Origin of the sequence: Neisseria yangbaofengii, from assembly GCF_014898075.1 — a bacterium.
Lineage (GTDB): Bacteria > Pseudomonadota > Gammaproteobacteria > Burkholderiales > Neisseriaceae > Neisseria > Neisseria yangbaofengii.
In genome coordinates this window covers 2,259,073-2,286,052 of record NZ_CP062976.1, presented here as the reverse complement: position 1 = coordinate 2,286,052, position 26,980 = coordinate 2,259,073, and the positions used below count along the sequence as shown (strand labels likewise).

The 26,980-nt window shown below is 49.4% G+C and carries 25 protein-coding genes and 1 pseudogene; 7 read left to right on the top strand and 19 right to left on the bottom strand.

All coding sequences use genetic code 11. The annotated features are described in order from the left end of the window. Positions 1 to 363: 363 nt before the first annotated feature. From H4O27_RS11100 to H4O27_RS11075, 6 genes are all read left to right on the top strand, one after another. Positions 364 to 1,473 carry an ABC transporter substrate-binding protein gene (locus H4O27_RS11100; protein ID WP_165010117.1) on the top strand — a complete coding sequence of 370 codons (1,110 nt, stop codon included), beginning with the start codon at positions 364 to 366 and terminating at the stop codon, positions 1,471 to 1,473. A 180-nt stretch (positions 1,474 to 1,653) separates the two neighbouring features. Further along, positions 1,654 to 2,688: a FecCD family ABC transporter permease gene (locus H4O27_RS11095; protein WP_165010119.1), complete on the top strand. Its 1,035-nt coding sequence runs from the start codon at positions 1,654 to 1,656 to the stop codon at positions 2,686 to 2,688. A 61-nt stretch (positions 2,689 to 2,749) separates the two neighbouring features. Further along, entirely contained in the window at positions 2,750 to 3,973 is a 1,224-nt protein-coding gene (locus H4O27_RS11090) for an ABC transporter substrate-binding protein (protein ID WP_165010121.1), read from the top strand. A gap of 11 nt (positions 3,974 to 3,984) precedes the next feature. Next, entirely contained in the window at positions 3,985 to 4,779 is a 795-nt protein-coding gene (locus H4O27_RS11085) for an ABC transporter ATP-binding protein (RefSeq protein ID WP_165010123.1), read from the top strand. A gap of 30 nt (positions 4,780 to 4,809) precedes the next feature. After that, complete coding sequence (locus tag H4O27_RS11080) at positions 4,810 to 5,241, top strand: pseudoazurin (RefSeq protein WP_165010125.1); 432 nt, start codon at positions 4,810 to 4,812, stop codon at positions 5,239 to 5,241. A 223-nt stretch (positions 5,242 to 5,464) separates the two neighbouring features. Next, positions 5,465 to 6,355 carry an ATP-grasp domain-containing protein gene (locus tag H4O27_RS11075; RefSeq protein WP_165010127.1) on the top strand — a complete coding sequence of 297 codons (891 nt, stop codon included), beginning with the start codon at positions 5,465 to 5,467 and terminating at the stop codon, positions 6,353 to 6,355. A 202-nt stretch (positions 6,356 to 6,557) separates the two neighbouring features. On the opposite strand, the gene H4O27_RS11070 is transcribed toward H4O27_RS11075, so the two are convergent. Further along, complete coding sequence (locus H4O27_RS11070) at positions 6,558 to 6,806, bottom strand: BolA family protein (protein WP_165010129.1); 249 nt, start codon at positions 6,804 to 6,806, stop codon at positions 6,558 to 6,560. Positions 6,807 to 7,392: 586 nt separating this feature from the next. On the opposite strand from H4O27_RS11070, the gene lldD reads away from it, so the two are divergent. After that, complete coding sequence (gene lldD / locus H4O27_RS11065; RefSeq protein WP_165010131.1) at positions 7,393 to 8,580, top strand: FMN-dependent L-lactate dehydrogenase LldD; 1,188 nt, start codon at positions 7,393 to 7,395, stop codon at positions 8,578 to 8,580. A 74-nt stretch (positions 8,581 to 8,654) separates the two neighbouring features. Here lldD and H4O27_RS11060 read toward each other — a convergent pair whose 3' ends face one another. From H4O27_RS11060 to H4O27_RS10975, 18 genes and pseudogenes are all read right to left on the bottom strand, one after another. Beyond that, positions 8,655 to 10,334, bottom strand: a complete 1,680-nt coding sequence (locus H4O27_RS11060; RefSeq protein WP_165010133.1) for a purine-cytosine permease family protein — start codon at positions 10,332 to 10,334, stop codon at positions 8,655 to 8,657. Positions 10,335 to 10,426: 92 nt separating this feature from the next. Continuing rightward, entirely contained in the window at positions 10,427 to 13,000 is a 2,574-nt protein-coding gene (gene mutS / locus H4O27_RS11055; RefSeq protein ID WP_165010135.1) for a DNA mismatch repair protein MutS, read from the bottom strand. 129 nt (positions 13,001 to 13,129) lie between these two features. Then, positions 13,130 to 14,383 (bottom strand): UDP-N-acetylglucosamine 1-carboxyvinyltransferase, encoded by a 1,254-nt coding sequence (murA, locus tag H4O27_RS11050; protein ID WP_165010137.1) that lies wholly within the window; start codon positions 14,381 to 14,383, stop codon positions 13,130 to 13,132. 211 nt (positions 14,384 to 14,594) lie between these two features. Further along, positions 14,595 to 16,682 (bottom strand): peptidase domain-containing ABC transporter, encoded by a 2,088-nt coding sequence (locus tag H4O27_RS11045; RefSeq protein WP_165010165.1) that lies wholly within the window; start codon positions 16,680 to 16,682, stop codon positions 14,595 to 14,597. Between the two features lie 936 nt (positions 16,683 to 17,618). Next, the gene (locus H4O27_RS11040) at positions 17,619 to 18,890 is read right to left on the bottom strand and encodes an HlyD family secretion protein (protein ID WP_165010139.1); all 1,272 of its coding nucleotides are present in this window, start codon (positions 18,888 to 18,890) and stop codon (positions 17,619 to 17,621) included. Positions 18,891 to 18,920: 30 nt separating this feature from the next. Then, positions 18,921 to 19,226, bottom strand: coding sequence for a hypothetical protein (locus tag H4O27_RS11035; protein ID WP_165010141.1), 306 nt, complete (start codon positions 19,224 to 19,226; stop codon positions 18,921 to 18,923). 340 nt (positions 19,227 to 19,566) lie between these two features. Beyond that, positions 19,567 to 19,743 carry a hypothetical protein gene (locus H4O27_RS11030; RefSeq protein WP_165010143.1) on the bottom strand — a complete coding sequence of 59 codons (177 nt, stop codon included), beginning with the start codon at positions 19,741 to 19,743 and terminating at the stop codon, positions 19,567 to 19,569. A 171-nt stretch (positions 19,744 to 19,914) separates the two neighbouring features. After that, on the bottom strand, positions 19,915 to 20,313 hold the full coding sequence (locus H4O27_RS11025; protein WP_165010145.1) for a hypothetical protein: 399 nt from the start codon (positions 20,311 to 20,313) through the stop codon (positions 19,915 to 19,917). A gap of 119 nt (positions 20,314 to 20,432) precedes the next feature. Continuing rightward, a complete protein-coding gene (locus tag H4O27_RS11020; protein ID WP_165010147.1) occupies positions 20,433 to 20,633 on the bottom strand; it encodes a hypothetical protein in 201 nt (66 codons plus the stop codon). Positions 20,634 to 20,974: 341 nt separating this feature from the next. Continuing rightward, a complete protein-coding gene (locus H4O27_RS11015) occupies positions 20,975 to 21,277 on the bottom strand; it encodes a hypothetical protein (protein WP_165010150.1) in 303 nt (100 codons plus the stop codon). Between the two features lie 2 nt (positions 21,278 to 21,279). Then, positions 21,280 to 21,858: a winged helix domain-containing protein gene (locus H4O27_RS11010; protein ID WP_165010152.1), complete on the bottom strand. Its 579-nt coding sequence runs from the start codon at positions 21,856 to 21,858 to the stop codon at positions 21,280 to 21,282. A 354-nt stretch (positions 21,859 to 22,212) separates the two neighbouring features. After that, a complete protein-coding gene (locus tag H4O27_RS11005) occupies positions 22,213 to 22,566 on the bottom strand; it encodes a hypothetical protein (protein ID WP_165010154.1) in 354 nt (117 codons plus the stop codon). Between the two features lie 227 nt (positions 22,567 to 22,793). Then, entirely contained in the window at positions 22,794 to 23,372 is a 579-nt protein-coding gene (locus H4O27_RS11000; RefSeq protein ID WP_193004269.1) for a winged helix domain-containing protein, read from the bottom strand. A 261-nt stretch (positions 23,373 to 23,633) separates the two neighbouring features. After that, the gene (locus H4O27_RS10995) at positions 23,634 to 23,957 is read right to left on the bottom strand and encodes a hypothetical protein (RefSeq protein ID WP_165010161.1); all 324 of its coding nucleotides are present in this window, start codon (positions 23,955 to 23,957) and stop codon (positions 23,634 to 23,636) included. Beyond that, positions 23,950 to 24,183, bottom strand: a complete 234-nt coding sequence (locus tag H4O27_RS10990) for a hypothetical protein (protein ID WP_165010163.1) — start codon at positions 24,181 to 24,183, stop codon at positions 23,950 to 23,952. The genes H4O27_RS10995 and H4O27_RS10990 overlap by 8 nt, the downstream gene beginning before the upstream one ends. 2 nt (positions 24,184 to 24,185) lie before the next feature. Beyond that, a complete protein-coding gene (locus tag H4O27_RS10985) occupies positions 24,186 to 25,340 on the bottom strand; it encodes a JmjC domain-containing protein (protein WP_193004267.1) in 1,155 nt (384 codons plus the stop codon). Positions 25,341 to 25,736: 396 nt separating this feature from the next. Further along, positions 25,737 to 26,345: an IS3 family transposase gene (locus H4O27_RS10980; RefSeq protein ID WP_193004265.1), complete on the bottom strand. Its 609-nt coding sequence runs from the start codon at positions 26,343 to 26,345 to the stop codon at positions 25,737 to 25,739. 5 nt (positions 26,346 to 26,350) lie between these two features. Further along, positions 26,351 to 26,851 (bottom strand): annotated as a pseudogene (locus H4O27_RS10975) (carboxyvinyltransferase); the annotation flags it as partial. Positions 26,852 to 26,980 lie beyond the last annotated feature (129 nt).

The following is a 26,980-nucleotide window of genomic DNA, read 5'->3' as shown; positions in this document are numbered from 1 at the left end:
TTTTATTTTTGCCTGAACGATTGTTTTAAGATTTTCGGGCGTTATCGGGAACCTGCGGCTTTGCCGTACCTTCCGGCATTCTTGGCAACGCTCGGAAATCCCCCAAACGGGTCTTCAGGAAAAAAAGAAAAAGTGTAAACAACGCTGGGGTTTTCTACAATAAAAAGCCCGTTAACGGCGCGTATCGTTTTGTGCCTAAAGCCGATTGGTTCAGCCTTCCGGCTATATGGCAGGCAATCGTCAGATATATACCGTCGACTTTTCAGACGGCCTTCTGTTTATTTCTCCACTTGATTTATCATTTGTTTTCGTATATTTTAACGGAAAAGAAATTATTTTTATTAACTATTAGAAAGATGTCCGATGAAACTTGTGCGCTTGTCTTCTCTTGCTGTGGCCGCGGCCTTGTCGCTGGGCGCAGTGTCCGCGTATGCCAAACCGGTGCAGATTACCGACGTGGCCGGCCGTAAAGTGACCGTGGATTTACCGGCCAAACGCGTGGTATTGGGCTTTTATTATCAAGACTATATGGCCATCGGCGGCAAAAATGCGCTGAATAATGTGGTCGGTTTTTCTAAAGCGGTGTGGTCGGATTGGGCGCCGCCAAGCTGGGCTGCGTTCAGCAAAGCCGTGCCGAAATTAAACCGGCTCACCGATGTAGGCGAAGTCGAAGTCGGTACATTCTCGATTGAAAAAGTATTGGCCTTGAAGCCGGATTTGCTGGTATTGGCCGATTGGCAGTATCAGGCCTTGGGTTCGGATTTGGATCGCATCAATAAAGCCGGTATTCCGGTGGTGGTGTTGGACTACAACGCGCAAACTGTCGATAAACACATCGAATCGACCCGCATCATCGGCACTTTGACCGGCCAGCCGCAAAAAGCCGCCAAACTCGCCGCCGATTACAAACGCATTGTCGATACCATTCAAAGCCGCGTGAAGAAAGCCGGTTTGCCGAAGCCTAAGGTGTACACCGAATTCGGCAACAAAGGCCCGGCCGAACACAGCTTTACTTTCGGCAAGAGCATGTGGGGCTCAATGGCCACTTTGGTAGGCGGCGACAACATTGCGGCCAAAGCGGTGGAATACTACGGCCCGATTAATCCGGAATTGGTGTTGGCTGCCAAGCCCGACGTGATTGTGATTACCGGCCGTGAAACCGAAGTGAAGAAAAATCCGCAAGCGATGGTGTCGGGCTGGGGCATCAACAAAGCCGATGCCGAACGCCGACTGGCCGGTTTTGCCAAACGCCCGGGGTGGAGCAACTTGCCGGCCGTGAAAAACAACCGCATTTACGGCGCTTACCATGCCAACTCGCGTACGCTTTCAGACGGCGCTTCGATTCAGTTTATGGCCAAAGCGATTTATCCGCAGCTGTTTAAAGACTTGAATCCGGAAAAAACCTATTTGGATTTCTACCGTCAAAACCTGCCGGTGGTGCCTAGCGGTACATTCTATATTTATCCGCGATAGGGGAGGTTGATGAAGCGGCGGGCATGTGCCCGCTGCTTGTCACTTTTCAGACGGCCTGTTGCCGCGCATGGCTTGATTCGCTTGTGTTGCCGGAGTCCGTTTTTTCAGACGGCTTCATTGAATGGCTGTCTGAAAAAACGGTTTCTTACCTTTATCTCCATTCATTTTAAAACTATTATCATGACCCCTACTGCTGCCGATATTGTCAAAAACCAGCGTGCTTTAGAGCGCAAACGCTGGTTGGTTGTTTGTTCTTTTTTAATCGTCAGCCTTATCGGCTTTGTGTTCGACATTGCCACCGGCCCTTCCATGCTGCCGGTGGGCGAAGTGGTGAAATCGCTGCTGAACATGCAGGGCGCGGATGAAATGAGCAAGGTGATTGTGTACGATTTGCGCCTGCCGATGGCGGTGATGGCCTTGGTGGTCGGCGCGGCTTTGGGTGTGGGCGGGGCGGAAATCCAAACCCTGCTGAATAACCCGATGGCGAGTCCCTACACGCTGGGCTTGGCGGCGGCTGCCGGTTTGGGTGCATCGCTGGTGATTGCCTTTGGCGGCTTCGGTTTGCCGCACGCGTTTGCCGTGCCGATTGGTGCTTTTGTGATGACTATGCTGGCGGCGGGCGTGTTGTTTGTTTTTGCATCGATACGCCGCTTCAATTCCGCCATGCTGGTGTTGGTGGGGATTGCTTTATTGTTTTTGTTTCAGTCGGTTTTGTCGCTGATTCAGTTTATCGCCGCGCCGGAAATCTCGCAGCAGATTTTGTTTTGGCTGTTCGGCAGTCTGACTAAGGCAACGTGGGAAACGGTTATCGTCACCGCTGTGGTGACCGCTGTGTGCGTGAGCTTGCTGGCGAAAGACGTATGGAAACTCACCGCCCTGCGTTTGGGGGAAGAGCGCGCCGCCGGTTTGGGCATCAACCTGCAACGTTTGCGCATTCAAACCTTGGTGCTGGTGGCGATTATGACCGCCACGGCGATTAGCTTTGTCGGCGTGATCGGCTTTATCGGCTTGGTTGCGCCGCATGTGGCACGCATTCTGCTCGGCGAAGACCAACGCTTTTTCCTGCCCGGCTCTATGTTGGCGGGTGCAGCGTTTTTGTCGGTGGCCAGCGTGTTGTCGAAAGTGATTATTCCCGGTGCGTTGTTCCCGGTGGGGATTGTGACCTCGTTTGTCGGTGTGCCGTTTTTCTTTTGGATTGTGTTAACCAAGCGATGAGTTTCAGACGGCCTGATTGTGATAAGGCAGTCTGAAATCATTTTTATAGCGAGATAAATCAATGAAACCTGTTTGCCGTATTTTAGCCGCCGCCGTATTCGGCCTTGCCGCGCTCGCCGCGCAAGCGGAGGTGAAAACGCTCACCGATGTGCGCGGTCGCGAAGTGCAGGTCGATGTACCGGCCAAACGCGTGGTTCTGGGCTTTTATTACCCTGATTACATCGCCGCGGCCGGTGCGGATAAGTTTGAAAATGTGGTCGGTATTTCGCGCGAATTTTGGGAAAAGTTCAATCCCGGCAGTTGGTCGCTTTACTCTGCCAAAATCCCTTCGCTGCAAAACATCGGCGACATCGGCAATGTGAACGCCGGCACGTTTTCGTTTGAAAAAACTTTGGCGATGAAGCCTGATGTGGTGGTGTTGGCCGATTGGCAGTATGACACGCTGAAAGAAGAAATGCCGCGTTTTGAAAAAGCGGGCATTCCGGTGGTGGTGGTCGATTTCAACGCGCAAACGGTCGAACGCCACACCGCCAGCACCAAGCTTTTCGGTGAAATCGCCGGTACGCCCGAGCGCGCCGGGCAAGCTGCCGAGGAATACGCCCAAGGCATGGCCGACATTCAAAAACGCGTGGCCGAAGCGGGCAAGCCCAAGCCGAAAATCTACATCGAATTCGGCGACAAAGGCCCGGCCGAACACAGCTTTACTTTCGGCAAAAACATGTGGGGTGCGATTGCCGACACAGTGGGCGGCGACAATATTGCTGCCGCGTTTATCAAAGATTGGGGGCCGATTAACCCCGAGCAGTTTCTGGCCGCCCAGCCCGATGTGGTGGTTATTTCCGGCACCGAAGCCGGTCTGAAGCAGCCGACTGCAATGGCGATGGGCATTGGCATTGCTGCCGGTGAAGCGCAAAAACGTCTGAAGGGCTTCACCGGGCGCGCCGGTTGGGCAGACATTCCGGCGGTTCGAAACGGCCGCGTATTCGGCATTTACCATACCGCTTCGCGTTCGCTCTCAGACCTAGCATCCGCCCAATTCATCGCCAAAGCGCTGTATCCCGACGCCTTTGCCGACGTGAATCCGGAAGAAACCTACCGCGAATTCCACCGCAAATATCTGCCGGTCGAGCCGCAAGGCACATTCTTTATCCGCTTGGGCTGCGAAGGGCCGGACGGCTGCAAAAACCAAACCGCCGCCGATGCCGCCTCTGCCCGAACCGAGCCTGCCGCCGAAGTATCCTTGTGGCAGCGCATTAAAAACTGGTTTGCCGCCCTCTTTGCTTAAGGCCGTCTGAAATGATCCGACTTGAAAACGTACACATCCGCCGCGGCAGTTTTGTGGTGGCCGACCAAATCAATCTGGCCTTCGGGCCGGGCAAGGTGTACACCATACTCGGCCCCAACGGCACGGGCAAATCGTCGCTTTTGAAAACCCTGTTCGGCGAGGTGGCACACCAAGGCAGCATCCGCTACAAAGACGAGCATTTGGGCAAACTTACCCTGCAAAGCTGGCGCAAACGCATAGGCTACATGCCGCAAAACACCTTTGCCGAAGCCGCGCTGACCGCTTTGGAAGTGGTGCTGCTCGGCCGCATGGACGGCTTGGGGCTGCATGTGGGCGACGAAATGCTGCACGAAGCGGCAGGCATCATGGAATCGCTCGGTATTGCCCATTTGGCGCACCATGATGTGATGAATTTGAGCGGCGGCCAGCGGCAATTGGTGATGTTTGCCCAAGTGATGATGCGCCGGCCGGAAATCCTGCTGCTCGACGAGCCGGTGTCGGCGCTGGATATGCACCATCAAATCAACCTGCTCGAGCGCGTGGCCAACTACACCCGCGCCAACGGTCTGACCACGCTGATGGTGTTGCACGATTTGAGTTTGGCCGCGCAGTTTTCAGACGGCATCGTATTAATCGGCGGCGGCAAAGTGCATGCCGAAGGCGCGCCGAAAGACGTGTTGCGGCCTGAATTAATCAGCAAGCTGTATCAAGTCGATGTCGAATTGCTGTACGACCGCTTCGGCGCGCCGGTGATCCGTCCTTTGCGCCATAGGCCGTCTGAAAACAACCAAACGTTTACCGCTTAATGTGTTTGAATCCACCATAAGGAAACCGAAATGAAAAAATCCCTGTTTGCCCTGCTGCTGGCTTTGTCCGCCGGCGCGTTTGCCGCTAACCACGAAGTAAAAATGCTTAACAACGGCGCCGATGGCGGTATGGTGTTTGAGCCGGGCTTTGTCAAAGCCGCCGTCGGCGACACCGTTACCTTCAAGCCGGCCCACAAAGGCCATTGGGTGCAAAGTAAAGCCGTGCCTGAAGGCGCGGAAGACTTTTTGTCGGAAGAAGATAAAGAATTCACCCTGAAGCTGACCAAAGAAGGCGTGTATGTGTACACCTGTCCGCCGCACCGCATGATGAATATGAGCGGTGTGATTCAGGTTGGAAAACCGGTCAACAAAGCCCAAGCGCAAGCGGCGGTGGATGAAATGGAAAAACGTTCCATGCAGAATAAAGGCCGTCTGAAAAAATATTTGGAACAAGTGAAATAATCAAAGGCAGGATTCCGCCTTTATTGTGTTTTAACAATAAAAAGACCAAACCAAGACCTTTGCAGAACTTGTATATTTCAGAAACCTGTCATTCGCCATTCCCGCGCAGATCAGTTTCAGAAACAGATAGAAATTACAAAAAGTTAAATTTCCGGATTCCCGCTTGCGCGGGAACGGCGGCATAGATTTCTTGGTTTAAATTAAGTTTTACAAAGGTCTCACCATGCTCACCATCACCACCTGCCGCCACTATCCCGAGCCGCCGCCAAACTTAGTCCCCTTGGCGCAAGCCTTGCAGCAACGCGGCATTGATACACAGTTCGACACTTGGCAAAACGTGCCGCAAACACCGTTTATCCTGCCCTTGTGCGCATGGGATTATGCCGACCGACCGGATGCGTTTGTCGAGTGGATTGATGATGCAATCGGCAACGGACAGCATTTTCTCAATCCGCCCGAACTCATGCGCTGGAACATGAACAAGCGCTATCTCACCGACTTGGCCGCGCAGGGCATCCGTGTGATTCCGACCGAATTTCTGCCGTGTGACGGCCGGTTTGGCGAAGCGCACCAGCAAGCGTTGCAACGCATCTTATCAACCAAACAATGGCCTGAGGCCGTGGTGAAACCTGCTATCGGCCAAAGCGGTAAAGGCGTGTGCAAAATCCGTGCAGGCGAAGCCTTGGGCACGGCATGGGCGGACAGCGAAATTTCAGACGGCCTGATGGTGCAGCCCTATATCCGCGACATCGAACGGGCGGGCGAAACTTCGCTGGTATGCGTCAACGGCCGCTTCAGCCACGCCGTGCGCCGTCAGCCGCCGCAGGGAGAATGGCGCGCCAATTCCGCTTATGGCGTGGCCGTTTTTCCGGTGAATCCGCCTGATTTTGCGGTAGCGACCGCCGAAGCCGTGTTGCGCACCTTACCGCACATGCCGCTGTATGCACGGGTGGACGGGACGCTCATCGGCGGCACTTTTCTGCTCAATGAATTGGAATTAATCGAACCGGCGCTGTATCTGCATACTTGCGACCAAGCTACTGCGCGTTTTGCCGAAGCCGTGGCGGCACGGATTGAAGCCATTCGGTGCGGGACGTGGAGTTGCGACGGCTGAAAGAGATTTTGACTAAGCCGTATTGGATTTTGCAAAGTAACTTTACCGATTTCAGCAGCCTATCCCCTCTCCTGTCCGGCGGGAGCGATTCAGGGAGAAGGTAGTTTTGCGATGAGCAGCGGTTTTGCTTTAAAGAGCCATATAGACAAAGGCCGTCTGAAAACGCGTAACGCTTTCAGACGGCCTTGAATCTATGCAAGGATTACCCCTGTTTCGCTGCCCATTCTTCAGGAGTAGCGGCGACGGAAATCGACAAGGCGTGCAGTTCGTTGCTGGCCAATTTTTCTTTCAAACCGTCTTTAATCAAACGGTGGCGCGCCAAGCGGGCTTTGCCTTCGAATTCGGATGACACAATCACGGCAAAGAAATGGTGGCCGTCGCCTTCCACTTCAACGTGTTGGCATGGCGCCACGGCTTCAATCATGGCTTTGACTTGTTCGGGGGTTAACATGGCGTGTTCCTTTGTTCAGATGATGGCTGCACATTATACAGAATAATCTTTTGAAATGAATGATAAAAGGCCGTCTGAATAGTATGTTTGCTTTTCAGACGGCCTTGATACCTTTGTAAAATCTCCATCTTTAGTCTATTTTCCGTTATGCGCTGCCCGAAGGCTTGCCTGTCTTCGTGATATGCCTGCGCTTTCTGTGCTGCTCCCGCTTCGAAGAACTGTACCCAAATTCAGGATTTTGCAAAGGTCTCTACCTTTTATCAACCACGCGCCCACATGTTTTCCACCATTTTATCCACAGGCTTGCGGCAGTCTTAGGTCGGCCAATCGGCGACTGCGGCAATAAGGCAGGCGGCGTTTTGATGGACTTTAAAGATTTCTGAAAATTTACGGTTTCTACAAAGGTTTCGACCCGTTTCGCCCAACAAACCAACTGCTTTTATATCTGCTTTAAAACAAGTTCTGCCTTGGGTGGCATAAAACCCGCGCCATCAGATGAAATTTCATGAAAAAACGATTACAATACTTTTTCATATAAATAAAAATCACAATCAAATGTATTTAACCCTGTTTTCGGAGCCGATTTATGATTATTTCATCCGCAAGTGATTACCGCGAAGGCGCGCGCCGCCGTTTGCCGCCATTTTTGTTCCACTACATTGACGGCGGTGCCTATGCCGAACGCACGCTGGAGCGCAATGTGTCCGACTTGGTCAACATCGCCCTGCGCCAGCGCGTGTTGCGCGATATGTCCGAGTTGGATTTGGGCATTGAATTATTCGGTGAGAAGCTGGCCATGCCGGTTGCGCTGTCGCCCGTCGGCCTGACCGGTATGTACGCCCGCCGCGGCGAAGTGCAGGCTGCGCGTGCGGCCGACAAAAAGAGCATTCCGTTTACCTTGTCGACCGTATCCGTGTGCCCGATTGAAGAAGTGGTGCCGCAGATTCAGCGGCCGATGTGGTTTCAGCTTTATGTGTTGAAAGACCGCGGCTTTATGACCAACGCCTTGGAGCGTGCCAAAGCCGCCGGCTGCTCGACGTTGGTGTTTACCGTCGATATGCCGACTCCCGGCGCACGCTACCGGGATGCCCATTCCGGCATGAGCGGGCCCAACGCTGCCATGCGCCGCTACCTGCAAGCCGTGTTGCACCCGCAATGGGCGTACGATGTCGGTATCCACGGCAAACCGCACGATTTGGGCAATATTTCCAAATACATGGGCAAAGCCGTAGGTTTGGAAGACTACATGGGCTATCTCGGTGCCAACTTCGATCCATCGATTTCGTGGAAAGATTTGCAATGGATTCGTGATTTCTGGGAAGGCCCGATGATCATCAAGGGCATTCTCGACCCCGATGACGCGCGCGATGCGGTGAAATTCGGTGCCGACGGCATTGTTGTGTCCAACCACGGGGGCCGCCAGCTCGACGGTGTGTTGTCGTCCGCCCGTGCCATGCCTGCGATTGCCGATGCTGTGAAAGGTGACATTAAAATTCTCGCCGACTCCGGCATCCGCAACGGCCTTGACGTCGTGCGCATGATTGCGCTTGGTGCCGACTGTACCATGATCGGTCGCGCCTTCATCTACGCGCTGGCTACCGCCGGCGAAGCCGGTGTCGCCAACCTGCTGAACCTGTTTGAAAAAGAAATGCGCGTTGCCATGACCTTGACCGGCTGCCGCAACATCAGCGAAATCACCGCCGATTGCCTGGTACAGGCGGAAAATGTGCTGAAAAACCCGAATGCTTTGCGTGAAGTGTTGGGTGACGGGTGATCGAAGTGTGATGAATCGATGGTTTGAGAAGAAGTAAAGGCCGTCTGAAAGATTATCTTTCAGACGGCCTTTTATTATGTTTTTTCCCCCGACACCTTCACCCACAAGGCCGTCTGAATGAAATAAGCCGCCGAGAATACGGCCAGCAGCCATTGGAAAACGGTAGTGTATTGCTGCGGCGATGCCGGCAGATAGAGAATGCCGCAGCTGGCAATCATCAGCAGCAGGCTGGCGGCGGCACCGTAAAGCAGCGGGTGGCTGCGTTGGGATAATGCGGTTGTTGCCGTTTGCGTGTGTGCGGTGAGCCGGATATCGTCGCTGCCGTAGGCTTCGTGATACAGGCGTTCAGACGGCCTGTTGCTTTGCGGTGCCTGTTGGCGGGCTAAAAAGACGTACAGCAGCAAACACGCTGCCCATAAGGGAATGAACACGGTAAACAAGTGCATACCGGCAGCCAGCAGTACCACAGCCAAGACCATGCCGCACACCCATACCGACCATGCGGCGCGGTTGTTTTGGTCGCGGCGGCCATAACGCCAAAACGGGGCGATGCCGAGTTTGGGCAGGATAAAATGTTCGGCGGCGATAATCGCACCCACGGGGGCAGTGAGAATGTTGAAATAGGCCATCAAATCCAGCCATTTCAGGAAAATCAGCGGCAAACAGGCAATCAGCGTGGTAACGGCGCCGACTGCGGCGGTGGTTTTTGCCAGAGACCACCGTGGTAAAAAAGCGTGAAAGGCTAAGCCCGCACGGTAGAGGCTGGGCACAGCGGTGGTAAACGAAGCCACCACCACGGCCGCCGTACCCGCAACGCCCAACACCGGTACGACCACGCCGCCGATGTCGAGCTTGCCGATGTCGGTTTGCAGCAAAGCCGCGCTGGCCGCACCGAGCATACCGGCGGTCAGCCATGCGACAAAATGGCCGCCGTATGCGGCAAAGGCGGAATAGGCACCGTAGCCGGGCTTGCGTGCGAAACGCAGCGTGCTCAAATCGCCCATGCCCAAATGCAGCGGCAGGTTCAGCCCCCATGCGAAGGCGGCAATCTGCCACATGGTTAATGACGGACTGCCGTCGGGCGTATTGCCCGTCCACACATAACGTTGCAGCGTTTCATAACCGTCCAAACCCTGCACGCCGCCGACGGCGGTCAGATAAGGCCAAGCGGCCAATCCGCACACGGCAAACACGGCAAACAGCCACGGCGCACAGATTTTGGCAAACTTGGTTACCTGCGCAAAACCACGCATCGCAATCCACACCGTGGCCAAACCAATCAGCAGCACCGCCGCCACAAACAAACCGCTGGTCGGATACCACTGTACCTGTGGCGGCGCATCGGTCAGACCGCGGACGGCAGCTGCGGAAATCGTCATCATGCCGCCTGCAATCACGGCGAAAATCAAGCCGCTCATTAAATTGTAGAAAAACACCAAACGCCGGCCGGCCACACGTTCCAAATATTGATACAGCGTCAGCCGCGACTGCACCGCCACCGGCGCGCACACCAACGCCCAGCTCAACACCGCCGCCAAATTACCGATCAGCAGACCGAATATAACGGTGGCCGGCGATGCGCCCCAAGCAGCAAACGCCGCGCCGACGACAAATTCACCACCGGCGACGTGTTCGCTGCTGTAGGCGGCGGCGAAATGGCTGCGTCCGAGCAAGCGGTCGGCAGGCACGCGGGTATGGGAAAACCCGTCTTCGTTTTCGGCGGTATAGGTGTGCGTAGATTGATTTTTTATCATGTCAGCGTGTGTGTTAAGACATTAAATTACGGTGATGATTATAAACCACAGGCCGTCTGAAAACTGTTTTTCAGACAGCCTGTTATTTTACCTTAAACCAAATCTTTCAAGCGGTAAAGTGCATCCAAGGCTTCCCGTGGCGATAAGTGATCGGGATTGATTTCGGCCAGAGCGGCCATCAATTCGCTTGGCGTTTCAGATGGCTTTTCAGAAAGGAATTTATCGGTTTCGACATCATTTGCGTCAGACGGAATGACTTGGAAAATATCCATTTGCGGTTGCCGGACGGCGGCTTGCGTTTCCAAATCGGACAAATGTTTTTGAGCGGCTTTGAGGGCGCGGGCGGGCAAGCCGGCGAGTTTGGCCACGGCGATGCCGTAGCTTTTGCTGGCGGGTCCGGGCTGGATTTCGTGTAAAAACACAATGTCTTGCCCCTGATCCAGCGCAGAAAGGTGCATATTCACCGCGCCGGCATGGGCTTCGGGCAGGCGGGTGAGTTCGAAATAATGGGTGGCAAACAGGCTGAACGATTTGTTTTTTTGCAGCAAGTGTTCGGCGATGGCTTGTGCGAGGGCGAGGCCGTCGAAGGTGGAGGTGCCGCGGCCGATTTCGTCCATCAACACCAGCGACTGCTCGGTGGCGTGGTGCAGAATGTAGGCGGTTTCGCTCATTTCCACCATAAAGGTCGAGCGGTTGGAAGCCAGATCGTCGCTGGCGCCGATGCGCGTGAAAATGCGGTCGATAGGGCCGATTTTGGCGGCTTCGGCCGGCACGAAGCAGCCGGTGTGGGCGAGCAGGGTTATCAGCGCGACTTGGCGCATATACGTCGATTTACCGCCCATATTCGGGCCGGTAAGCAGCATCAGGCGGTGTTTGTGATCGAAACGGGTGTGGTTGGGTGTGAAGTGGCGCACCTGTTCTTCCACCACAGGGTGGCGGCCGCCGCCGATTTCCAACACCGGATAATCGGCAAACTCGGGGCAGACAAAGCGGCGTGTTTGCGCAAGTGAGGCAAAGGTGGCCAATACATCGAGCGCGGCGGCGGCTTTGGCGGCTTTCTGCAGCTGCGGCAAGGCCGTCTGAATGTCTTTGAGCAGGGCTTCGAAGAGCTGTTTTTCCAAGGCCAATGCTTGCTCTTGCGCAGTCAATACTTTGTCTTCAAAAGTTTTTAATTCCGGCGTGATGAAACGCTCGGCGTTTTTCAGCGTTTGGCGGCGTTGGTAATCGGCAGGTGCTTGCTCGGCCTGAACTTTGGATAATTCGATGTAAAAGCCGTGCACGCGGTTGAACTCGACTTTTAAAGTGGACAAGCCGGTACGCTCGCGTTCGCGCGTTTCCAAAGCCAGCAGAAACTCGTCGCCGTGGTTTTGAATGTGGCGCAATTCGTCCAATTCGGCATGAAAACCGTGGTTAATCACGCCGCCGTCGCGCAGCCACACCGAAGGCTCGGGCAAAATCGCGGCCTGTAATTGCTCGGCCACGGGCAGGGTGGTGGGAAATACCTTATGCAGCGTTTCCAGCAGGCTGCTGCCTCCGGTGGACAATTCCAGTTTGGCCAATTCAAACAAGCTGTCGCGCAGTGCGGCCAAATCACGCGGACGGGCATTGCCGACCGCCACGCGCGCGGCGATGCGCTCGATGTCGGCAATGTTTTTCAGACGGCCTTGAATGCCGCCGAATTGCTCCGCCAAAGCGGACACGGCTTGTTGGCGCGCACGAATGTGGTCGCGGTTGCGCAAAGGGTGGTGCAGCCACATCGCCAATAAACGGCTGCCCATGTGGGTGGCACAGCGGTCGAGCGTCGACATCAAAGTCGGTGCTTTTTTGCCGCTTAAGGTTTGGGTGATTTCCAGGTTGCGGCGCGTGGCTGCATCCATGCCGATAAACTGGCTGTCGGTTTCTAATGACAAGCCGTCAAGATGTTGCGGCATCAGGTTCTGCGTGAGGCGGATGTAGTTGATGAGCGCGCCGGCTGCGCCAATCGCCGCGGCGTGTTCGTCTGTTTCCAAGCCGAAGCCGCGCAAATCTTGGCTGCCGAAATAATCGGTCAACAGCTTCACCGCTGTATCGGACGCAAACTGCCATGCATTCAGGCGCGTGAGGTTGGCGTTTTCCAAAGGAGGCAGGTTTTGGCCGTCGGCAAGCAGAATCTCGGCTGCTTGCAAGCGCGCCAATTCGTCGGCCAACTGTGCCGCATCGACCTGCTTCACTTTAAATTCACCGCTTTGCAGCGATGCCCATGCCAAGCCGATGTGTTTTTTGCTGTGGTTGACCGCCACAATGCGGTTGGTTTCTTTGTCTTCCAAAAAGGCTGAATCAGTGAGTGTGCCGGGCGTGACAATGCGCACTACTTTGCGCTCCACCGGCCCTTTGGTTGTCCCCACTTCGCCGACTTGCTCGCAAATTGCCACGCTTTTACCCATTTTCACCAAACGCGCCAAGTATTGTTCGGCCGCATGAAACGGCACACCGGCCATCTTAATCGGTTCGCCTTCCATCTGTCCGCGCGTGGTAAGCGTGATGTCTAGGAGCTTGGCCGCTTCCACAGCATCATCGAAAAACAGCTCGTAAAAATCGCCCATACGGTAGAAAACCAGTTTGTCGGCGTGTTGCGATTTAATGCCGAGATATTGCTGCATCATCGGTGAAACGGCGGGTTTGCTCATGGAAAAAGCCTTGTCAAACGTGGATTAAGAAAATGGTGTATTGTAACAAAAAACAGGTTTTTTTACGGGAAAAAGGCCGTCTGAAAACATCATGTTTTCAGACGGCCTTCCGATTCAAACGATTAAAACTTAACCGCGCACGCGTTCGATTTTTGCGCCCACGCCGCCGAGTTTTTTCTCGATGTGCTCATAGCCGCGGTCAAGATGGTAGATACGGTCGACGATGGTTTCGCCGCTGGCAATCAAACCGGCCATCACCAAGCTGGCGGAAGCGCGCAAGTCGGTAGCCATTACGGTCGCGCCGGAAAGGGTTTCCACGCCGGTCACGAAAGCCGTGTTGCCCTCGGTAGTGATGTTCGCACCCATGCGGTTGAGTTCGGGAACGTGCATAAAGCGGTTTTCAAAAATGGTTTCCACCACACGGCAGCTGCCTTCGGCAACCGCATTCATCGCCATAAACTGCGCCTGCATATCGGTCGGGAAACCGGGGTGGACGACGGTGCGGATGTCCACCGCTTTCGGGCGTTGCTGCATATCGATGGCAATCCAGTCGTCGCCCGCCTCAATTACGGCACCGGCTTCAACCAGTTTGTCCAACACCACTTCCATTGTTTTCGGTGCAGCATTGCGCAGCACCACTTTGCCGCCGGTCATCGCCACGGCGCAGAGGAACGTGCCCGCCTCGATGCGGTCGGGAACCACGCTGTGTTCGCAGCCGTGCAGCTCTTTCACACCCTCGACCGTCATGGTCGAAGTGCCGATGCCGCTGATTTTCGCCCCCATTTTTACCAAACATTCCGCCAAATCGACCACTTCCGGCTCGATGGCGCAGTTTTCCAATACCGTTGTTCCTTCCGCCAGCGTCGCCGCCATCAGCAGGTTTTCCGTTCCGCCGACAGTAACCACGTCCATCACCACCCGAGTGCCTTTCAGACGGCCTTTGGCTTTGACGTAACCGTGTTCGATGACAATTTCCGCCCCCATGGTTTCCAAGCCTTTCAGGTGCTGATCGACCGGACGAGAGCCGATGGCGCAGCCGCCCGGCAGGCTCACTTGAGCTTCGCCGAAACGTGCCAGCGTCGGGCCCAACACCAAAATCGAAGCCCGCATGGTGCTGACCAATTCATACGGCGCACAAGTATTATTGACCGTGCCGCCGTTGATTTCAAATTCACTGATATTGTCGGTCAGCACCCGTGCGCCCATGCCCTGCAACAGCTTTTGCGTGGTTTTGACATCGGCGAGCATCGGCACGTTTTTCAGCCGCAGCGTTCCCGAAGTCAGCAAACCGGCACACATCAGCGGCAGAGCGGCATTTTTGGCACCCGATACAGTAATTTCACCGTTTAACGGGCCGTTAGCAGAGATTTTGAGTTTGTCCATAAGTATTCGCTTTATCAGTCGCCAAAACACAGTGTTTGGGCGTAAAAATGAGGTTTGACTTGGGATTATAAGGATTTTTGCCGCTTTTGTGGATGTGACGGTGAAAATTTTCTCCAAGCGTAAAAAAGGCTGTCTGGATGGTTTAGGCGCAATCATCGATGTTGCAGCGAAACAGGTTCAGACAGCTTAATTCTATTTTTGTGAAATTATTTTAAGCAGCCAAATCAAAAATCCGGTCGGCCGATTCTACGGTTTCTTTTCTATGCGCCGCCATGATTTTGGTAAACGGCAGGTTTTTCAAATGCCCGTTGACGGCTTTTTCGTTGGCAATATCCAAATGGCTGGTGGCTTCGTCGAGAAACAGGATTTTCGGGTTTTGATAAAGGGCGCGTGCCAGTACGATACGTTGCTTCTGGCCGCCTGAAAGTGCGCTGCCCATGTCGCCGATTAAGGTTTCATAGCCCATCGGCATAGCCATAATTTCCTCATGGATCATTGCCATTTGCGCGCATCGTTCGATTTTGTCACGATTGGGCGTTTCATCGAAAAAGCCAATGTTGTCAGCAATCGAACCGGCAAACAGAACATCGTTTTGCCGCACTACCGCGCTCAAGCTGCGGATAAAGCGAGGCGGCAGACGGTAAATATCGTGGCCGTTGACCAGTACCTTACCCGATTCGGGCTTGAGGTTGCCACACAAAATATCCAACAGTGTCGATTTGCCGCAACCCGACCGTCCGGTCAGTGCCAGCGATTCCCCTGCTTTGACGGTTAAGTTCACATCTTTCAATACATAAGGTTCATTGTCGGAGTATCTGAACGATACATTTTCCAAGCGGATTTCGATACCGCCTTCCAGATTAGGAATGCCGGTATCGGGCGTGCGTTCGCTTTCTGTTTCCGTCAGTACAATATCGGCCAAACGTTCGCCGTGCAGCGACAGCATTTTTACTTCCACAAAATGATTAATCAATGAGCCGATGCGGCTTTCAAATTGGCTTTTATAAGCCAAAAAAGCCATAAACACGCCCACGGTAAACATACTGTCCAAAATATCCAGTGCCCCCCAATACACAATCAGGATATTGGCCATACCGAATAAAAGCGTATTGGCAAAGCCGAACCAAATGCCCAGCTTTTGCGCCGTTAGTCCCGTATTGACCGTGTCCGCAAACAAGCCCATCCATGTACCGTGCCGCTGAGTGCTTTTACCGAACTGTTTGACTGTCTGCACACCGCGTATGGTTTCCATAAAATAAGTGCTCTGTTTGGAGGCATGTACAATATTCTCTTCCGTGGCGCGACGCAGCGGATAATAGGCAACCCAACGGATTAAAACATAAATCAGCAGCGTCACCAACACCACCGCCGTCAACTTCGGGCTGTACACCAACATCAGCGTAAACGTAAATACCGCCATCAGGCTGTTGAGAATCAACACGAAAAAAGTAGACGTCAGCGTACTTTGGATACTGTCGGCTGCTCCGAAACGCGACACCACGTCGCCCAAATGCCGCTTGGTAAAATAATCCGTCGGCAAATCCAGTAACCGCTTAAAAATATTCGATTTCCACTGCATACTCAAAGTAGTGGCAAAATGCATACCTATCCATGACTGCAATAAGGAAACACCCTGCTGCACCAACATGAGCAAGCTGAAGCCCAAAGCCAGAGTAACCAGCAAATTTCGGTCGGCCGTCACAATCACATGGTCGATAACCCACTGCATAAAAAAAGGCGATACCAAAGCAAACACTTCCATTGCCGCTGCCAACAACAACAGCTGCACCAGCGAACGGCGCAAGCCTGTAATTCCCTTGAGCATAGGCAGAATTTTGACGCGCTGCACCTCTTTCTTTTCCTCAAACTGCGTGTTCGGCCACATTTCCAAAGCCACGCCGGTAAACTTGCGCGATACTTCCGCCATTTTCACTTTGCGTAACCCCGTCGCCGGATCCATCACCGTGATATGGTCGGCAGACACCGATTTGAGCACCACAAAATGATTCAAATCCCAATGCAGGATACAGGGCAGACGCAGATTGGCCAATTCGTCCAACTCCAAACGCAACGCACGCGAAGTAAGGTTCATATCGTCGCCGAAGCGCACAATATCCGCCATATTCGCCCCCTTGAGCGAAAGCGTGTATTTCTGCCGCAGCGTGCGCAAATCGGTGTAAAAACCGTGATAGCGCAACACTGATGCCAAACAGGCCAAACCGCATTCGGCGATTTCGGTCTGCAACACCACGGGAAGTTTGCGGCTAAAGCCGAAAGAGAGATTGTCTAAAGGATTCATCATGATTGACAAGGTAAAGTGGTTTTAAAGAGCCTGAGACCTTTGCAAAACTCATTCAAATGCCAGAATGCACATAACCGCCGTTATTCCCGCCTACGTGGGAATAACGGCGGTTTTAGTTTTTATTGGCAGGCCATGAAGTTTTGCAAAGTTCTCAGGCTGTCTGAAAGCCAAACTGGGTTTTCAGACGGTTTCAAACAGCTTTCTGTCTAGGGTTACGTTTTTTTGATTTTAATGATGGTAAAGAAAACGATATTTGCCAGCAGGGTTCCTAAGGAAGCAGCACCCAAGTTAACAATACCGCCTAAACTTCACGTATTTAATGTTTATAAAATTAAAAATCAAATGAAATAGCAATTGGAAAGCGATGATTAGAATCAGCAGCAGTTTCCAATGGCTAAGTATATTTTTTAAGTTTATTTGCACAGTGACGCTCCTGACAATATTTTATGATGAGAACCGTCTAATCTTTTGCCAATAGCTGCACCGCTATCACCTCCTACTTTTTCTCCGAGTTTCGAACCGATTTCATTGCCCGTAATACCTCCTGCCAAACTGCCAGCTATAATTTCAATAGGATTTCTGGCAGTTACCAAAGCACCTATAGTGAATCAACCAAATTTTCTGTACAAACCAGTAAATCAATGATAGTTGAAATATGGTTTTGGCGGGCAACAAGTTGCCCACCCTACGACAGCTAATCCCTTCCCGCCAACGGTAGGGTGCGTGCCAAAGCACGCACGGGTTCTTTAGCTCACATTGATGCCGTCTGAAAATTGGGAAAAGGCCGTTTACGTTGTAATACTTTTAAAATGAATTCACTATAATGCCGCTCCGGTAAATGTCCCATGTATCAGAAAAACCATGTGGCAATGGAATTTCCGAATGGTTTTCAGTAAGGTTTGGCTTGATGGTCTTACTTTTTATCTGAGCAATTTAATTTAACTTCCCCGAAATGCTGTAAATCGGATCCAAAACCCACTCATACAGCTTCTTTTTTCCATGCAGGATATCCGCTTCCAGCGTCATCCCGATTTGCAGCGGTTTTTCTTCGCCGTAAGCCGTTACCGTCTGCTTTTTCAGCTTAACCTTGACCAAATAGGCCGGCTCATTGATCAAAGCAGGATTAGAGAAAATCAGCCCCAGCCCTGAAAGCTCCTGTTTACCCAAAGCCGTTTTCGCTACAGAAACAATTTCGCCTTCCGCATGACCGAATTTCTGATACGGGTAAGCCTGATAGCGCAACACCACTTTCTCGTTCGGTTTCACAAAACCCGCCGCTTTACTCGGCACATAAAGGCTGGCATAAAGTTCGGTCTGTTCCGGCACGATACTCATCAGAAGCCGCGTTGGATCAACCTGTTGGCCGACTTCCACATTCGGCGTGGCCGCATAGCCCGTTTTACCCGCACGGATAATCTGTTCCGAGCGCATTTTAAAATCCAACACCTCTTGCGAAATATCCGCAATCGCACGCTCCAATTGGCTTTGTTCGGTTTTATGGCGTTCGGGCAGGCTCGCCAATGTCAGATTCTGCGTCTGAATCTCCTGCAATAAGCCCGCCTCCTCACTGCGGTAGGCATCTAGTTTTGATCTCTGTTCCAACATTTCGGCTTCCACATTCATCAATTCCTGCTTTGATACTGCATCATTCACACTTAAATAACGGTATTTCCTCAATATTTCTTCAGCCAGTCTTACCCGGCTTTTTTGGCCGGTAATACGTTGGCCAATATGGCGGTGTTGGATTTTCAAACGGTTGAGTGTGCCTTCCAGCGAACGTTTTTCATTGTCATGAATCAGCTTCAGCCGTGCCAATTCCTGTTCCGCCAACGTCTTTTTTAAAGCCGCTTCTGAAACCAGCCGTTCCTGAATATTACCCTGCGCTCCGAAGCGGGAGGTTGAAAGCGCAAACAATTTATCGCCCGCCTTCACCTTTGCTCCATCGTTGACAAACTTTTCCGTAATCACTCCCGAATCCGGCGCATACACCCGCACCACTCCCGAATCTGGTAAAAGCTGGCCTTCAACCGTCGTTTTTTCGGTATAACTGCCGAAAATCAGAAACAACACAATCGCCGACGCAATCAAGCAGGCGCAGCCGGTCAGAAAGGCAAAAGAAAACGGCCGCGTAAGGATAATCCTGCCTGTCCAGCGGTTTTCACGGGCGGCCAACACTTCAGGGCGGAAAAAAGGGGTTTGTGACATGATTGATATAGTTAAATATTAGAAACTTTTTCAGACGGCCTGAAAGTAAAAAAAGGCCGTCTGAAAGAAAAAAATGTACCTACGCAGGTTATGCCTTTTACCCTTCAGGATGACGATAAAAATAAGGTAAGCAATTAAGCCTCCTAATGCCATAGCGGTAGAGGTCGCATTCAGGTAAAGAGCTCCTCCTGCAGCACCGGTGAATGTTCCTGACATTAGCCCTGTTGCTACTCCTACACGTTGCCCAATGAACTCTCCAATTTTCCCAACGATTGATTCATATTTGTCTTGTCCGCCAAATACAATTTCCAAATCCCGAATAGCTAACTCACGCATTTCCGTTTCCTTTCTCTGTCTTAAAAAACAGTCTGACCAATAAAGCTACAATGAAAAACAACACGTACAGGCAATGTCGATAATCAACTGATTTTTCAAATAAAATTTCTGTCAAAAAATCAGCAACCTACGCGGGCTATTGATGGCATAAATACAAGACAATAGTCGTGAATATGGCAATTATTAAGGATAGGATATGGATATTAAATCCATATTTTTTTTTAAATTTTGCACTAAGTTGAAAAATCCTCGCTAAAAAAAATAAAGAAAAAAACAAGCTAATACAGACAGTAATATATGGAGACATTGAAAACCTTTGCGGAAGTTATGAGACCTTTATTTACTTAAGAAACAGGCTGGTCAAGCCTGTCACAAAGCCTGAAATAATGAAAAATACCCACCTGATTCCGAATTCATATTTTTGTTTGTCGAATTTATTTTCCCAACCCATTAATTTCCCTACAATAACTTGTACTAAGAATGTACCTAAAAAAACAAATCCCAAAAGAAATTTCATGTATCCTCCTGTCATTATAAAATTCAACTTGCTGAATCAAATTGAATGATGAACAACGAAGTTGGTAAATTAATCTTTAGAATCAACCTGCCTTGTAATATTTATATATTCTCGGCTGGTTGTCTTTACGCTAACCAGTTACCGGATTACTGTGACATTTATAGGTATTTTTTAATAATTAGTGCCGTCATAATTGTTGCCATCTTGTTGTTCGCTAAGGCGTCCTAATCCGCCTTGAGCAATCCCGCCGACAGTAGATAAACCTATTGTGTCAACGGCGACACCGATACCTACAGGCCCAGTAAGTGTACCTGTCATTGCACCAAGACCGGCCGCATAAGTTGCATCCCTAACGCTGAATTCTTTTCCTCCTGCTGCAACAGACCCTGAATATGCAGCCAAACCAGCAACTCCTCCTACTACTGCTCCGGGAACGCCCACAGAACCACTGATTATTTCCAAATCCCGAACATCTAATTCACGCATTTTCGTTTCCTTTCTCTGTCTTAAAAAAAACAGGCTAACCAATAAAGCCGCAATGAAAAACAACACGCACAGGCTAATATCCATAATTGACTAATTTTTCAAATAAAATTTCTATCAAAAAATCAGCAAGTGTAGGTTGAGCCAAAACCCAACGGATTTCTTGGGTTATAAGGGAAGGTTTGTTGAACTTGACATAACCTACACTATGCTTTACCGTAAATCAAACGATAAGCAATCATCATGGAGATGGACATAGCAAATATAGACCCTAAGTCAGAATCTGATGGCAAGTTCCATAAGGGGTAAAGCCAAGTTTTAATTGTAAACTTTATTAACCACCATAGTGCTACTCCTATAATAACAGTTAATATAAATTTAATAACTTTAATAGTTTGTTCCGTCATAATTGTTTCCATCTTTTTCTTTTACATTCTTTGTATTTCTCGTATTAGGGTCATACTCAATTTCGTATATCATTTTTCCATTATATGGTGGTTGACTGACTGCATAATCAATGCCGATTTTAACTAATTCTGCTGCTAACCCTATTGCCCCAGCTTTGGAAAGAGTTGTAGTTCTTGAGGCAGTACCTGCTAATAGGGTTGTCGATACAATCTCACCATGTGTAACTTTCCCGTCGGCTACTGCTGCAGCTCCTGCTATTCCTGCTTTAGTTGCACTTTTTGTATATGTATAGGTAACGGCACCGGCATATCCGGCTGCAAAATTTCCTTTTAATGTTGCATCAGAGGTTATAGCCTACAATACCGTGATATATACCAGTAGTAGCATCCTTGACTTTCTCTATTACGGTAGCTTTTCCTTTTTCCTTTTCTCTATTAATAAAAAAACGGTTAACCCACAAAGCTCCCAAAAAAAACAAAACATATAAAACTATTTGGAAAATTAATTTATTCTCCAAATAAAAAGTGTGGGTAAAAAAATCAGGTTTGATCCTGTTTTCTAAAAAAGCCATTACAAAAAATGAGGCTAATCCACTAAAAAAAATATCCTGATTAAAAATATATTTTTTCAAAAAAGTACCCATTCTTATCCCATCTTAATTTCCAAAATATCCAATCGGATTAAATGATTAATTGTTTCGGTGAGCTTCAGCTTATCTCCTCCCTGAGATTGAAAAAACTGCTTTATATTGATTACACCTGCTTGCTGAATAGCTTTTAATAACAGTATGCTTGAATCATCAATATTCAGCTTAATCCCATTCGCAATCAGATACCCTTTCTCCAGCGTAGAAGCATCCACCGTATTCAAACTTAATAAGGCATCTTCGGGCAGGCCGTCAGAATGTGGGTTGCCGAAGATTTCAAAGGCAAAGCGGCTGTCGGTGCGCTGTTCGCCGAGAAATTCCTGCATAAAGGCTTCGTAATTGTCGGGGTCGGCAATCTGTGCGGCGAATTCCTCGGCGGCGGTTTTCAGACGGCTTTTATCATGTTCCCAGCCTTGCAGATTGTGACGGAAGCCCACGATGGCGGGCACTTTGTTCATCAGCCATTCCATATAATTATGGCCGTTGGGTGGGAAGGTGCCGATAGCGAGATGGAAGGTTTCGCAACCCATCGGCACGGGATTGTGCCACCGGCAAGTGTAGGTTGGGTCAATACCCAACGGATTCCTTAAGTTAAAAGAGGTTTGTTGGGTTTGGCAACCCAACCTACGGTTGCTTCCGATATGGATTGATAATATTTAGGCATTTGTACGGTTACGCCGTTTGGGGCGGCTAACCGTACCTATGCGGGCTTTTCATTTTTAAAATGTAGATACAAGAAAAAAACAGGAACACTAATAAGAGTACTTGCCTGATGGAATTCCATCCCAAATATTTTTTCAATTTCCAGAGTTTTGAATAATAAAAAGGTAACAAATTTAATTGAAATGATTAAAAAAACTAAAACCTTCCAATTTTGCGAGATATTTTTCATAGTAATTTTCATATTAGTCCTTTAAGGATAGGTATAAAAATTAATAATTTGTTCCGTCATAATTGTTTCCCGATTTGTCTGTTGTACTAGCTGGTGCAGTTAGCCCATGTTCAATTTCAAAGATTGGTCTTCCGTTATAGGGAGGTGCATTGATGGCGTCATTTGTCCAATCACGAACTAAATTATATGTTGCAGCTGACGCTGCAGCTTGTTTAGTTCCGCCACGAAGAAAATAAGTAGCACCGGCAGCAGCAGGCAAAGCTAATACATCTCCCCAAGTCAACCCTTCTCTAGTCGTAGCAATATTAGCTGTATTGCTTACTATATTATTTGCTACAGCTGTTCCATTTCCTCCTGAAACAAGCGTTAATTCTTGAAGTTGGAGTTCAATCATTTTTACACTCCTTTTTTTTATTACTGTTTTTAAAAATGCGGTTTACTAAAATATAGGGTAAATATAGTGAAAGAAAATTTAAACTACCTTGAACAAAGTTCAAATTTATACGATATTTATGGATATACTTTATGAAAAAAATATCTGATATAAAGTATAAGAGTTGATAAAAAACGATTACTAATATTGTGAAAAATAGAAATTGCTTCCAGTTATTCATAAATACCTCACAATATAGCCTTCAGAAAATCTAATTTTCCCAGTTGATGAACTAATTCTCTAATTTTCTCATACTGGTCTTTGTTGAAATCTGTTAATAGGCTTTTAAAAGATAAAGTTGCATTTTTATCAATAAGCTCCAAAATCTTTTTACCAGTCTCATCAATACTGATTTTCACCCCATTAGCAATCAAATACCCCTTCTCAATCGTCGAAGTATCCACCACATTCAACTTTAACATTGCATCATCCGGCAAACCGTCAGAATGTGGGTTGCCGAAGATTTCAAAGGCAAAGCGGCTGTCGGTGCGCTGGCCTCCGAGAAACTCCTGCATAAAGGTTTCGTAATTGTCGGGATCGGCAATCTGTGCGGCGAATTCTTCGGCGGCGGTTTTCAGACGGCCTTTATCATGTTCCCAGCCTTGCAGATTGTGACGGAAGCCAACAATATCAGGCACTTTGTTCATCAGCCATTCCATATAATTATGGCCGTTGGGTGGAAAGGTGCCGATAGCGAGATGGAAGGTTTCGCAATCCATCGGCACGGGATTGTGCCACCGGCAAGTGTAGGTTGGGTCAATACCCAACGGATTCCTTAAGTTAAAAGAGGTTGTTGAGTTTGGCAACCCAACCTACGGTTGCTTTTTCAGACGGCCTGAAAGCAAAAAGGCCGTCTGAAAGAAAAACAGCGGTAGGTACGGTTAGCTTCTCCAAGCGACGTAACAGTACCTACGCAGGCTCAGGCTTGATAAGCGGAGATGATACCTACACCTTCCAATTTTCAGAAAAATGATGAATATTCAGAAGTCTGAAAAGTGTGTTTTTTCCTTATTGAGAAAAGTTTATTATTATCCGCCATAATTATTACCAGATTTGTCTTGATCTCCATAATCATTACCGGATCTGTCTTGATCTTTAGAATTTGTAGCATCAGCAGCAGTCCCTGCAGCTGCTCCTGCCATTCCTGCTTTAGTTGCACTTTTTGTATAGGTAACGGCACCGGCATATCCGGCTGCAAAATTTCCTTTTAATGTTGCATCAGAAGTTATAGAGTTATAGCCTACAATACCGTGATATATACCGGTAGTAGCATCCTTAACTTTCTCTATTACAGCAGCTTTTCCTTTGCCGCCACACACAAACTCCAATTCTTGTATATTCAATTCACGCATTTCCTTTTTCCTTTTCTCTATTAAAAAAACGGTTAACCCACAAAGCTCCCAAAAAAAACAAAACATATAAAACTATTTGGAAAATTAATTTATTCTCCAAATAAAAAGTGTGGGTAAAAAAATCAGGTTTGATCCTGTTTTCTAAAAAAGCCATTACAAAAAATGAGGCTAATCCACTAAAAAAAATATCCTGATTAAAAATATATTTTTTCAAAAAAGTACCCATTCTTATCCCATCTTAATTTCCAAAATATCCAATCGGATTAAATGATTAATTGTTTCGGTGAGCTTCAGCTTATCTCCTCCCTGAGATTGAAAAAACTGCTTTATATTGATTACACCTGCTTGCTGAATAGCTTTTAATAACAGTATGCTTGAATCATCAATATTCAGCTTAATCCCATTCGCAATCAGATACCCTTTCTCCAGCGTAGAAGCATCCACCGTATTCAAACTTAATAAGGCATCTTCGGGCAGGCCGTCAGAATGTGGGTTGCCGAAGATTTCAAAGGCAAAGCGGCTGTCGGTGCGCTGTTCGCCGAGAAATTCCTGCATAAAGGCTTCGTAATTGTCGGGGTCGGCAATCTGTGCGGCGAATTCCTCGGCGGCGGTTTTCAGACGGCTTTTATCATGTTCCCAGCCTTGCAGATTGTGACGGAAGCCCACGATGGCGGGCACTTTGTTCATCAGCCATTCCATATAATTATGGCCGTTGGGTGGGAAGGTGCCGATAGCGAGATGGAAGGTTTCGCAACCCATCGGCACGGGATTGTGCCACCAGCCGCGCGGGATATAGAGAATATCGCCGGCTTCCAATACTACTTCCATATCGGCCGTTTCGGGTTCGGGAATATGCGGTAGGTCTTTGCTTTGCTGCATATAGAGTGGCATCTCGAAATTGGGAGCGGACAGACTCCAATGTTTTTTGCCGACGAGTTGCACGGCAAATACGTCGCGGGTGTCCCAATGGTTTTTGTAGGATGCATCTTCACCGAAGGCGAGATAGCCGCTGACGATGGTCTGTGCACGGGCAAATTGGGCGATTTGGTGGGCGATGCCGTCGGAAAACGGTTCATTGTTGATGCGGTTGTACACCAAAGTCGCGCCGTTTTTGAGGTGTTCGTACACAGCGGCTTTGTTAAAACGGTAGCGTGTTTTGCCGACGTTGTCGAAGGCTTCGACGTATTGCTCTTTGGGAATCAGCCGCCCTTTGCGGAATTTGAACGAATCGTCTATCGGGTTTGCCCGTTGATATATTTCGTTAATCTCGCGCCACAGGGTTTGTTTGTCGGGCAGGTTCAAGGCTTGTTTAAACAGGTAGGGCTTACGGTAGCGGTAGTCGCGGTAAAACTCTTCCTGCTCTATATTGAATTTGATTTCCAAATTTTTATCCTTTTTGATTATGATTTATAAAATTTTTATAATTGTATGTGATGATATTCGTTGTTTTTTTTTTTACGTCAAGTGCAGATTGATTTTTGAGTATAAAAAGCCATTTAAAGATAATTTGAGGGTTTCTTTTAACAAGAAATTTCAGAAAATATCAGTATTTAAAAATATTACGGTGCGTACTACCTGTACTGTCTGCAGCTCGCCGCCTTGTACTCTTTTTAAAGTGGATTTACTATAACTCATCATTGATAAAGAGAATTCGGATGGGATTTGCTTTTGGGAAGGGGATAAAAGAGATGAATTATTCGAATGTCGTTTGAAAATAAATAAAGGCCGTCTGAATAGTATGAACTGCCCCCCAATACTTGGACAAGTTAAGAATCTTTCTCAAACAGCCTTTTCAAGCTGGGTTCTGTAGCCGACAGGACTCAGCTTTTTTAAGTTTAAACTAATCCGCTTATGATTGTAGTAACGTATGTAATCATCTATTACCTCTGTCAGCTCTGCCACCGACAACGCACCTTCCTGATAGAAGCTCTCTTCTTTTAATGTACCGAAGAAACGCTCCATCGGCGCATTGTCCCAGCAATTTCCTTTGCGCGACATGCTTTGCACCATTCCTTTCTCAGCCAGTTTCGCCCGATAAGCCCCGGTGCGGTAAAGCACACCCTGGTCGGAATGCAGCAGCGGCGTTTGGCCTTTCAGACGGCCAAATGCTTTATCCAACATTTGCGCCACCATTTTACTGTTTGCTCTGCGGCTTAAAGAATAGGCCACAATCTCCCGATTAAACACATCCAATATCGGCGATAAGTACAGCTTCCCGTCTGTGCATTTGAACTCCGTCATATCGGTCAGCCATTTGTCTGCCGGTTTGCCAGCAGTAAATTCACGATTAAGAATATTATCCGAAGCCTCTCCTATTACCTGCGGACGGTAGGCTTTTTTGCTGCGGACTTTGGCTTTCAGTCCCAACAAACCCATAATGCGCTGCACTTTCTTTTTGTTCCGCCGACAGTAACCACGTCCATCACCACCCGAGTGCCTTTCAGACGGCCTTTGGCTTTGACGTAACCGTGTTCGATGACAATTTCCGCCCCCATGGTTTCCAAGCCTTTCAGGTGCTGATCGACCGGACGAGAGCCGATGGCACAGCCGCCCGGCAGGCTCACTTGAGCTTCGCCGAAACGTGCCAGCGTCGGGCCCAACACCAAAATCGAAGCCCGCATGGTGCTGACCAATTCATACGGCGCACAAGTATTATTGACCGTGCCGCCGTTGATTTCAAATTCACTGATATTGTCGGTCAGCACCCGTGCGCCCATGCCCTGCAACAGCTTTTGCGTGGTTTTGACATCGGCGAGCATCGGCACGTTTTTCAGCCGCAGCGTTCCCGAAGTCAGCAAACCGGCACATATCAGCGGCAGAGCGGCATTTTTGGCACCCGATACAGTAATTTTACCGTTTAACGGGCCGTTGGCAGAGATTTTGAGTTTGTCCATAAGTATTCGCTCTATCAGCCGGTGCAGCCGCAGCGGCGCACTCGGAAAAGGGTTACAGATGGGCAAATTATAAGGGATTTTGCAGCGGCAATACAGAGAGGAAAAGACGCTGTCGCAAATTCGCTTTAA

Excerpts from the sequence above, each read along its gene's own strand:
- mutS (WP_165010135.1), bottom strand. The coding sequence starts at position 13,000 with ATGAGCAAACCCGCCGTTTCACCGATGATGCAGCAATATCTCGGCATT.
- H4O27_RS11045 (WP_165010165.1), bottom strand. The coding sequence starts at position 16,682 with ATGAATCCTTTAGACAATCTCTCTTTCGGCTTTAGCCGCAAACTTCCC.
- H4O27_RS11075 (WP_165010127.1), top strand. The coding sequence starts at position 5,465 with ATGCTCACCATCACCACCTGCCGCCACTATCCCGAGCCGCCGCCAAAC.
- H4O27_RS11035 (WP_165010141.1), bottom strand. The coding sequence starts at position 19,226 with ATGCGTGAGTTAGCTATTCGGGATTTGGAAATTGTATTTGGCGGACAA.
- H4O27_RS11060 (WP_165010133.1), bottom strand. The coding sequence starts at position 10,334 with ATGATAAAAAATCAATCTACGCACACCTATACCGCCGAAAACGAAGAC.
- H4O27_RS11100 (WP_165010117.1), top strand. The coding sequence starts at position 364 with ATGAAACTTGTGCGCTTGTCTTCTCTTGCTGTGGCCGCGGCCTTGTCG.
- H4O27_RS11085 (WP_165010123.1), top strand. The coding sequence starts at position 3,985 with ATGATCCGACTTGAAAACGTACACATCCGCCGCGGCAGTTTTGTGGTG.
- H4O27_RS11095 (WP_165010119.1), top strand. The coding sequence starts at position 1,654 with ATGACCCCTACTGCTGCCGATATTGTCAAAAACCAGCGTGCTTTAGAG.
- H4O27_RS11040 (WP_165010139.1), bottom strand. The coding sequence starts at position 18,890 with ATGTCACAAACCCCTTTTTTCCGCCCTGAAGTGTTGGCCGCCCGTGAA.
- H4O27_RS10990 (WP_165010163.1), bottom strand. The coding sequence starts at position 24,183 with ATGGGTACTTTTTTGAAAAAATATATTTTTAATCAGGATATTTTTTTT.
- lldD (WP_165010131.1), top strand. The coding sequence starts at position 7,393 with ATGATTATTTCATCCGCAAGTGATTACCGCGAAGGCGCGCGCCGCCGT.
- H4O27_RS11090 (WP_165010121.1), top strand. The coding sequence starts at position 2,750 with ATGAAACCTGTTTGCCGTATTTTAGCCGCCGCCGTATTCGGCCTTGCC.
- H4O27_RS11015 (WP_165010150.1), bottom strand. The coding sequence starts at position 21,277 with ATGGGTACTTTTTTGAAAAAATATATTTTTAATCAGGATATTTTTTTT.
- H4O27_RS11025 (WP_165010145.1), bottom strand. The coding sequence starts at position 20,313 with ATGGATATTAGCCTGTGCGTGTTGTTTTTCATTGCGGCTTTATTGGTT.
- H4O27_RS11020 (WP_165010147.1), bottom strand. The coding sequence starts at position 20,633 with ATGACGGAACAAACTATTAAAGTTATTAAATTTATATTAACTGTTATT.
- H4O27_RS11030 (WP_165010143.1), bottom strand. The coding sequence starts at position 19,743 with ATGAAATTTCTTTTGGGATTTGTTTTTTTAGGTACATTCTTAGTACAA.
- H4O27_RS10995 (WP_165010161.1), bottom strand. The coding sequence starts at position 23,957 with ATGCGTGAATTGAATATACAAGAATTGGAGTTTGTGTGTGGCGGCAAA.
- H4O27_RS11070 (WP_165010129.1), bottom strand. The coding sequence starts at position 6,806 with ATGTTAACCCCCGAACAAGTCAAAGCCATGATTGAAGCCGTGGCGCCA.
- H4O27_RS11005 (WP_165010154.1), bottom strand. The coding sequence starts at position 22,566 with ATGATTGAACTCCAACTTCAAGAATTAACGCTTGTTTCAGGAGGAAAT.
- murA (WP_165010137.1), bottom strand. The coding sequence starts at position 14,383 with ATGGACAAACTCAAAATCTCTGCTAACGGCCCGTTAAACGGTGAAATT.
- H4O27_RS11080 (WP_165010125.1), top strand. The coding sequence starts at position 4,810 with ATGAAAAAATCCCTGTTTGCCCTGCTGCTGGCTTTGTCCGCCGGCGCG.